Genomic DNA, 7,021 nt, shown 5'->3' on the forward strand with positions numbered 1-7,021 from the left:
CTTCCGGGTAATTATGATTAATATAGTTGATCGTCGGTCGCTGTGGCATCGACCGCTTGGAAGATATAAACGTTGTGACTGCTAAAACCTAGGTTTTAGGGCTTAACAAGCAAGCGATCGCAACATTTAGCCAAAAATTGCTCTAATTCTCTGTCAAACAAGTCGCCCCAAGGCTCAAAATAAATTTGGCGCGATCGCCTCCACTCTGCTCTCAAACCTTTAGGGTTAGCTAAATCTATAGAATCAAAGACGATCGAGTTGCCGATCGCACTTCAAAAAAACTGTTCCTTGCTTCAGGGCAACTGACAAGACAAAATATCACTTGACAAAAATCACGTTAACTGATAATAATAGCAAACCCTAGAATTAAGCTTAAATGCTTAAGGGGTATCACTGCTAGTGCATGATGTCGCTCGCCGACTAATTTACCGATTCTTGAATTTTCGTGACCAAAACTCAACCTTTATCCGGGTATACACTGCCAGTATTTGCCTGTGCCGCCGCACTTGCAGCACTGCGGTGCTTGCGTGATGCTACTAAGTGTGTAGATAGCGTATCAGTAGATTTACTGGAACCGCCAATAACGGCAGAAATTGCGATCGAACAAGCATCTGTACTCAAAACTGATACCGCTTTAGGTGTGACTCGCTCGGAGCCGGGAGACAACCTCGATCTGACTCGCAATACGCCCGTTTGGGCAATGGTGGAAGTGTTCCGAGAGGGAGAGGGAGAGAGGGAGAGGGGGAGAGGGGGAGAGGGGGAGCAGATTGTGATTCTCGGCGGTGAAGGTATAGGGCGTCACGCAGTGGGTGGAGGAGCGGCAATCTATGATTATGCGATGCGGCTGCTGCGATCGAATCTGGGCAGAGAACTCGCACCAGGAGAAAACATCACTGTCACCCTAATTCTGCCGTCTGGGCGGCAACTAGCCACTCGCACTTCTAACGAAGCTTTCGGTGTCGTAGAAGGACTTTCCCTGCTGGGTACAACTGGGATTTCTCAACCGCTGAGTGCCCCCGGACAGTTGGAAGTTTATCGAGAACAACTGCAACAAAAAGCCGAATTGTTTGACTGTTTAGTCTTCTGCATCGGCGAAAACGGCTTGGATTTGGCGCGGAAATTGGGCATCAATCCGCAGCGGCTGGTGAAAACGGCTAACTGGCTGGGCCCGCTACTGGTAGAGGCTGGATGTCAGGGCGTGCAGTCAATTTTGCTGTTTGGCTATCACGGTAAATTGATGAAATTGGCGGCGGGGATTTTTCACACTCACCACCACCTCGCTGACGGGCGCAGGGAAATTCTCACAGCTTATTGTGCTCAAGCTGGAATGCCCGCCGATGCGTGTTCCGCGATTTTTGCCGCGGCGACAGCCGAAGAAGCTCTCGGCCAACTGCGGGCTGTGGATGCGGCAACTGGCAGCAATTTGGTCGATCGAATTTACGGCGACATCGCCCGACAAATCGACTTGCGATCGTCCGATTGCATTTTTACTCACACTAACCAGCGTATCCCCGTGGGCTCGGTGATGTTTGGGCGCGATCGCCAAATTATTGTTAAAAGTGACATAGGGGATACATTTCTGACCCAAATTTGTTAATGTAGTGTGAATATCCCTGAATTCTTTTTAAAAGAGCGATCGGGGATAATATTTAACAAGTAATAATTCTCAGTCCCTAGATCTTAATTATACTAGGTTGCTACTTGACGCAATTTATGATGCAAGAGTGCAATTAATTAGAGTAAATCTCGCAGTGAATATATGCTTGCCGTAAGCCCTATTAATCGACTAACATCGCTGACAGCAATCTAGTCTAAATAAGATTTATTCCTAGCGACTAATGCTCGCTCGCCTTCAGTCTTCGACTCAGGTGGCGACAAATACCTCCGCTACGTTCTGCAAAATTAGCAATTAGCAACTACGCAATAACCGTGACTACTCAAATAGAAACTGAATCAGACCTCACAGACTCTTCTCTGGGGCTAATAGACCGCCAGATAATCGTGATTCTCGACTTCGGTTCGCAATATTCCGAACTGATTGCTCGCCGCATTCGCGAAACTCAAGTATATTCAGAAGTTATTTCTTACCGCACTACGGCAGAACAGTTAAAAGCTATCAATCCTAAAGGAATTATTCTTTCGGGAGGGCCTAGTTCTGTATACGATGAAAAAGCTCCCCAATGCGACCCGGAAATTTGGAATCTGGGAATACCGGTGTTGGGCGTCTGCTACGGGATGCAGTTGATGGTAAAGCAACTCGGCGGGACAGTTGAGCGGGCTAAGTTAGCTGAATACGGTAAGGCATCGCTATTTATTGACGATCCTACGGATTTGCTGACAAATGTCGAAGAAGGCGCCACGATGTGGATGAGCCACGGAGATTCCTGTACCGAGTTGCCAGCAGGTTTTGAGATCCTCGCTCACACGGATAATACTCCGTCTGCTGCTGTTGCTAACCACGAGAAAAGTTTGTACGGGGTGCAGTTTCACCCAGAAGTGGTTCACTCGATCGGCGGACAAGCTTTGATTCGCAATTTTGTTTATCATATTTGCGAGTGCGAACCGACTTGGACAACAGCTACTTTTGTCGAGGAAACTATTCGCGATATTAGAGCCAGAGTGGGAGACCAACGAGTTTTGCTGGCTCTATCTGGCGGGGTTGATTCTTCAACTTTGGCTTTCTTGCTGCACCAGGCGATCGGCGACCAACTTACCTGTATGTTTATCGACCAAGGGTTTATGCGAAAGCACGAACCGGAACGGTTGGTGAAATTATTTCAAGAGGAATTCCACATTCCAGTGCAGTACGTTCTAGCTCGCGATCGCTTTTTGGCTCAACTTGAAGGTGTTACCGATCCTGAAGTAAAACGCAAGCGGATCGGCCACGAATTTATCAGTGTGTTTGAAGAAGAATCGAAGCGCCTTGGCCCCTTCGATTACCTCGCGCAGGGTACTCTTTACCCGGATGTGATTGAGTCGGCTGATACGAATGTAGACCCAGCAAACGGCGAGCGAGTTGCTGTTAAAATCAAAAGCCACCACAACGTCGGCGGTTTGCCTAAGGATTTGTGTTTTAAGCTGATCGAACCGCTGCGAAAGTTGTTTAAGGATGAGGTGCGAAAAGTCGGCAGATCGATCGGGCTTCCCGAAGAAATCGTCAACCGACAACCTTTCCCCGGCCCTGGATTGGCGATTCGGATTACGGGAGAAGTTACCGCAGAGAGACTGAATATTTTGCGCGATGCTGACTTCATTGTGCGCCAAGAAATCAACCGGCACGGATTGTACAACGAACTTTGGCAAGCTTTTGCAGTTTTGCTGCCGATTCGCAGTGTAGGGGTGATGGGCGACAAGCGCACGTATGCTTACCCGATCGTTCTACGATTTATTAAGAGCGAAGATGGGATGACGGCTGACTGGGCGCGGGTTCCTTATGATTTGTTGGAATTGATCTCGAACCGGATTGTGAATGAGGTTAAGGGTGTTAACCGGGTGGTTTACGATATTACTTCTAAGCCGCCTGGTACGATCGAGTGGGAATGATTGCTAGTTAGCTATTGAGTGGGCGGACAATATTTTTGTCCGTCTGCTGGACTTGCGAACCCTTGGGTTTCTTTCGATTTTTAGGGGGTGGAGGAGTGAAAAGGGCGATCGCACTACAATCGAGATGGTTTTGGCGGTGGATATGGCGCAAAGGGCGATCGGCTGTTAAATTAACCTTTACCAGTACGCTTCGAGATAATTTTATTCTGTGGCCACCGCATCCAAAAACAGTATAACAAAGTCAACTCACAGCTATCCCGATACACAGCAAAGCCCAGAAAACGTCACAGGAATAGTTGGTAAAAACTGCGCGTCAACTTCAATTATGGCATAGTATAAGACTCACAATCACCCCAAAGTGAATCAATTAAAACATAGTTTTAATTGATTCAACTTGATAGATTAACAGAAAACAGCTTTTGAGTTCTATGAATTTTATCAGTTTTAAATTCATCTAATTTAAACCTCCATGTCTCTTGATACAAATCTTCTGATGATAATTGGATTTCTTGTGTATAGCATCCATTTTGAACCCAAAAGTTGAAAAATTGTTGAATTCTATTTTGTAAATCTGTAGGACTAACACAAAGGAAATAATTGATACCTGACTGACTTTCCCTAATAGTATTAGCTAAGTTATTGATGTCAAATCCTGTCACATCTAATATGTTTGAAAATATATGGAGCTTGATGGTTGTTTTTGATGTTGATAAATCTTTTTTATTTAAATACTGAAGCTGATTATTCACAGCTCTAATATCTAAATTAGGTGCATCTAAACCCAGATGATTAATATGTATAACGCCGCGACTTAAAGCTATTTCCGAAGGTTCAATTAATGTAATTGTCTCTATTTTTAGTCTAGGCAAACTCTGCTTTTTTAAACTATCTAAAAAGCAAGTTGTTCCTAATGCTTGGCCACATCCATAATCAATTATCTCTATATTTAGATCTGTTTGTGATAGAGTTAAATGGTTAAATAATCGGTCTAATAAATATAAGAGTTTATAGTAATGAGAACCACCATAAAAGGCAAAATAAGCCAAAAGAGTATTTTCTTCGGATAAAATATTCAAGCCATGCGCTAGTTGACCCCAATAATATCCCCAATTACTGCGCGGTATTTGAGAACGAAAAGTCTCGACATTATACTCATATATTGACCAAAAATCTTTTGACACGGAAAGTAATTTTTGTGCATACAAGGTATTTTTTTCGGGAAAATCTTTGATTTTCTTGGTACTTTTATATTTTGGTTCTTTGGTTTTTGCCAAAACCAAAGTATTTTGTTGTTTTATAGTTGTTTTTGACTGATTTTTATTGTCAAGTAATTGTAAAATTTGTCTCTCTTTAGTTTCCAGAGTAAAAATTACATTTTGCAGACTGTCTCGCTGTGTATTTAGAGATTTAATCTCTTCTTTAAGCCGCTCAACTTCTCTAATGATTGAGTTGTATTCTCCTTCAATCGTTATTTTTGATTGAGTTTTGCTATCAATTTCTTTGACAAGTTTTTGGTTTTTACTTTTAAGCTTTAAAATATTATTTTCAATGCTTTTTAAGTTTTCCGTGTGGCTGTCTAGCAGTTTCAGTTCTAGTTCAGATTTTTTGCTTAAAACCAACGCACTACTCAGGGTACTGATTGTCGCTATACCACCTATGACAGCACTTTTAGTAAAATTTTTATCTACTACTATACCTAAACTAAAAGCAATACTAAAACTTAATGTTCCTAATAAAAATAAATTTTTCATAACTCGATTACCCGTGATGTGATAAATTGAATAAATTTGATGACTTTTTGTTTGAGGTTATTAAACTGGTTTGATAACTCTAAAAGTTAAATTGATTCTGGGGTCAACTGATTGAGAATTTTTCGGTATCTGATGTTGCCAGTAGTGCTGTGTCTCACCTTTCATCAACAGCAAACTACCCTTTGGCAAATCAATATCAATTTTGTGCTGTTTTGATATTTTATGCTTTAAGGAAAATCGGCGAGTTTGCCCAAAACTAACTGAGGCTATAATAGGATTTTGTCCTAATTCTGGCTCGTCATCACTATGCCATGAAACACTATCTTTACCATTACGATATAGATTGAGAAGAATACTATTAAAAGTAACTTCTGATATCTCTTCAACCTTTGATTTAATTGACTTGAGTGTGGCCGTCCAAGGTTCTGGATGCTGTTCTATACCGGAATAAGTATAGGATTTACCTTCATCTCCATACCAAGCTGTCAGTCTGGGTAATGGCATTTTTTTCCCAAACAAATGAATGGTATCTTGTTTCCATTTAACACTATAATATAAATCTAAAAAAAAATGGTCACTTTCTTGGATGCTTAAGAAAGAAGGATATAATATAACTTCTCCATCTGTATTAATAACTTCTTCTTGTTGCATACTTTTTTATCAAAATAGATTACTGCTATCTAGCTGATTATCCCAAAGTCTTATCTGATGATACATAATTGCCTGAACTCCAGTCAAGGGGTGTGGAATGATGATTTTGCATAATTTTTCCGATCATACCATCGATCGGCCTCAAAATCTACGATCGACTCCTTGACTGAGATAAACACCCATACTTATCTTCTATGAATATCCTACATCCCTCGCCACCTAAGATTTGCGCCAAACTGTCCCTGGGTGCGATCGCCCACTGGGTAAATCGGTTAAACTAATAAATTTCAAGCCTTTTAGTCTGCTCACCCTACGACTACTCACTGTAATGATACTTACAACTGGCGATCGCAATTTCGACATCCGTCACTCGGTAAACTAAACGATGTTCATTATCGATGCAGACCAAAAACCACTTAACTCGTATTTCAGAGGTTCAGGTTTACCCAATCCTTCAAAGGGCGATCGATCTATATCTTTAATCAGTTCGACAATTTTACGATAAATCTTTTTGTCCAATTTCGCCCATTCGTTAAAATCTGCAAAAGCAGAGGATTCAAAAACAATTCTTCTGCTCATTCCAAATCCTGTAAGTTAACTTCAACTAAATTTTGACCCTCTTTAACATTCTCAACTGCTCTCAAAAGTCGATTTTTGTTGCTTTCTGAATTTAAAAGATATTCAGTTTCATCAAATTCGGTGACAATAATTTCAATCTCTTTATCTCCAAAAATCGCCTTTATTTTTTCTAAGAAATTGCGATCGAGTTCGCTAGCTTTTAAACGATAAACTGTTGACATCGTTTTTACCTATTTTTAGTTTTGATAATTATACAGTAGCGCCCAAACTGTGATCTTCTCAAATCTAGTATGGCATAGTGATTTAAAAATTGCAGAGTCCCGCACCGGACACGGCATTGCCATGTCCCTACGGATATTCTGTACAATTTAGCCAACAATCAAGGCAAAGCCGATCAATTTTGTGGTTCTATCTATTCATTTTCCCACAGCAGCAGGCTGCTTACGGTTCCGCACTTCCAGATAAATCAACAAAGCATTAACATCAGCCGGATTCAC

Annotated in this window: 5 protein-coding genes and 1 pseudogene; 2 read left to right on the forward strand and 4 right to left on the reverse strand. The window is 41.5% G+C overall.

The features are described 5' to 3' along the window. The first annotated feature begins 445 nt into the window (after positions 1 to 445). Both cbiD and guaA read left to right on the forward strand, forming a co-directional pair. Positions 446 to 1,597 carry a cobalt-precorrin-5B (C(1))-methyltransferase CbiD gene (gene cbiD / locus QUB52_RS21220; RefSeq protein WP_332972842.1) on the forward strand — a complete coding sequence of 384 codons (1,152 nt, stop codon included), beginning with the start codon at positions 446 to 448 and terminating at the stop codon, positions 1,595 to 1,597. Between the two features lie 344 nt (positions 1,598 to 1,941). Beyond that, on the forward strand, positions 1,942 to 3,543 hold the full coding sequence (guaA, locus tag QUB52_RS21225) for a glutamine-hydrolyzing GMP synthase (protein ID WP_442923174.1): 1,602 nt from the start codon (positions 1,942 to 1,944) through the stop codon (positions 3,541 to 3,543). Between the two features lie 389 nt (positions 3,544 to 3,932). On the opposite strand, the gene QUB52_RS21230 is transcribed toward guaA, so the two are convergent. The 4 genes and pseudogenes from QUB52_RS21230 to QUB52_RS21245 all read right to left on the reverse strand — a co-directional run bounded on the left by QUB52_RS21230 (position 3,933) and on the right by QUB52_RS21245 (position 6,745). Continuing rightward, positions 3,933 to 5,294, reverse strand: a complete 1,362-nt coding sequence (locus tag QUB52_RS21230; RefSeq protein ID WP_332972844.1) for a hypothetical protein — start codon at positions 5,292 to 5,294, stop codon at positions 3,933 to 3,935. 60 nt (positions 5,295 to 5,354) lie between these two features. Continuing rightward, complete coding sequence (locus tag QUB52_RS21235; RefSeq protein WP_332972845.1) at positions 5,355 to 5,945, reverse strand: alpha-ketoglutarate-dependent dioxygenase AlkB family protein; 591 nt, start codon at positions 5,943 to 5,945, stop codon at positions 5,355 to 5,357. 316 nt (positions 5,946 to 6,261) lie between these two features. Further along, positions 6,262 to 6,524: pseudogene (locus QUB52_RS21240) on the reverse strand (Txe/YoeB family addiction module toxin). Then, a complete protein-coding gene (locus tag QUB52_RS21245) occupies positions 6,521 to 6,745 on the reverse strand; it encodes a hypothetical protein (protein ID WP_332970718.1) in 225 nt (74 codons plus the stop codon). Before QUB52_RS21245 ends, QUB52_RS21240 begins: the two are co-directional and overlap by 4 nt. Between the last annotated feature and the right edge of the window lie 276 nt (positions 6,746 to 7,021).

This window comes from Microcoleus sp. A6-C6, from assembly GCF_036705955.1.
Lineage (GTDB): Bacteria > Cyanobacteriota > Cyanobacteriia > Cyanobacteriales > Microcoleaceae > Microcoleus.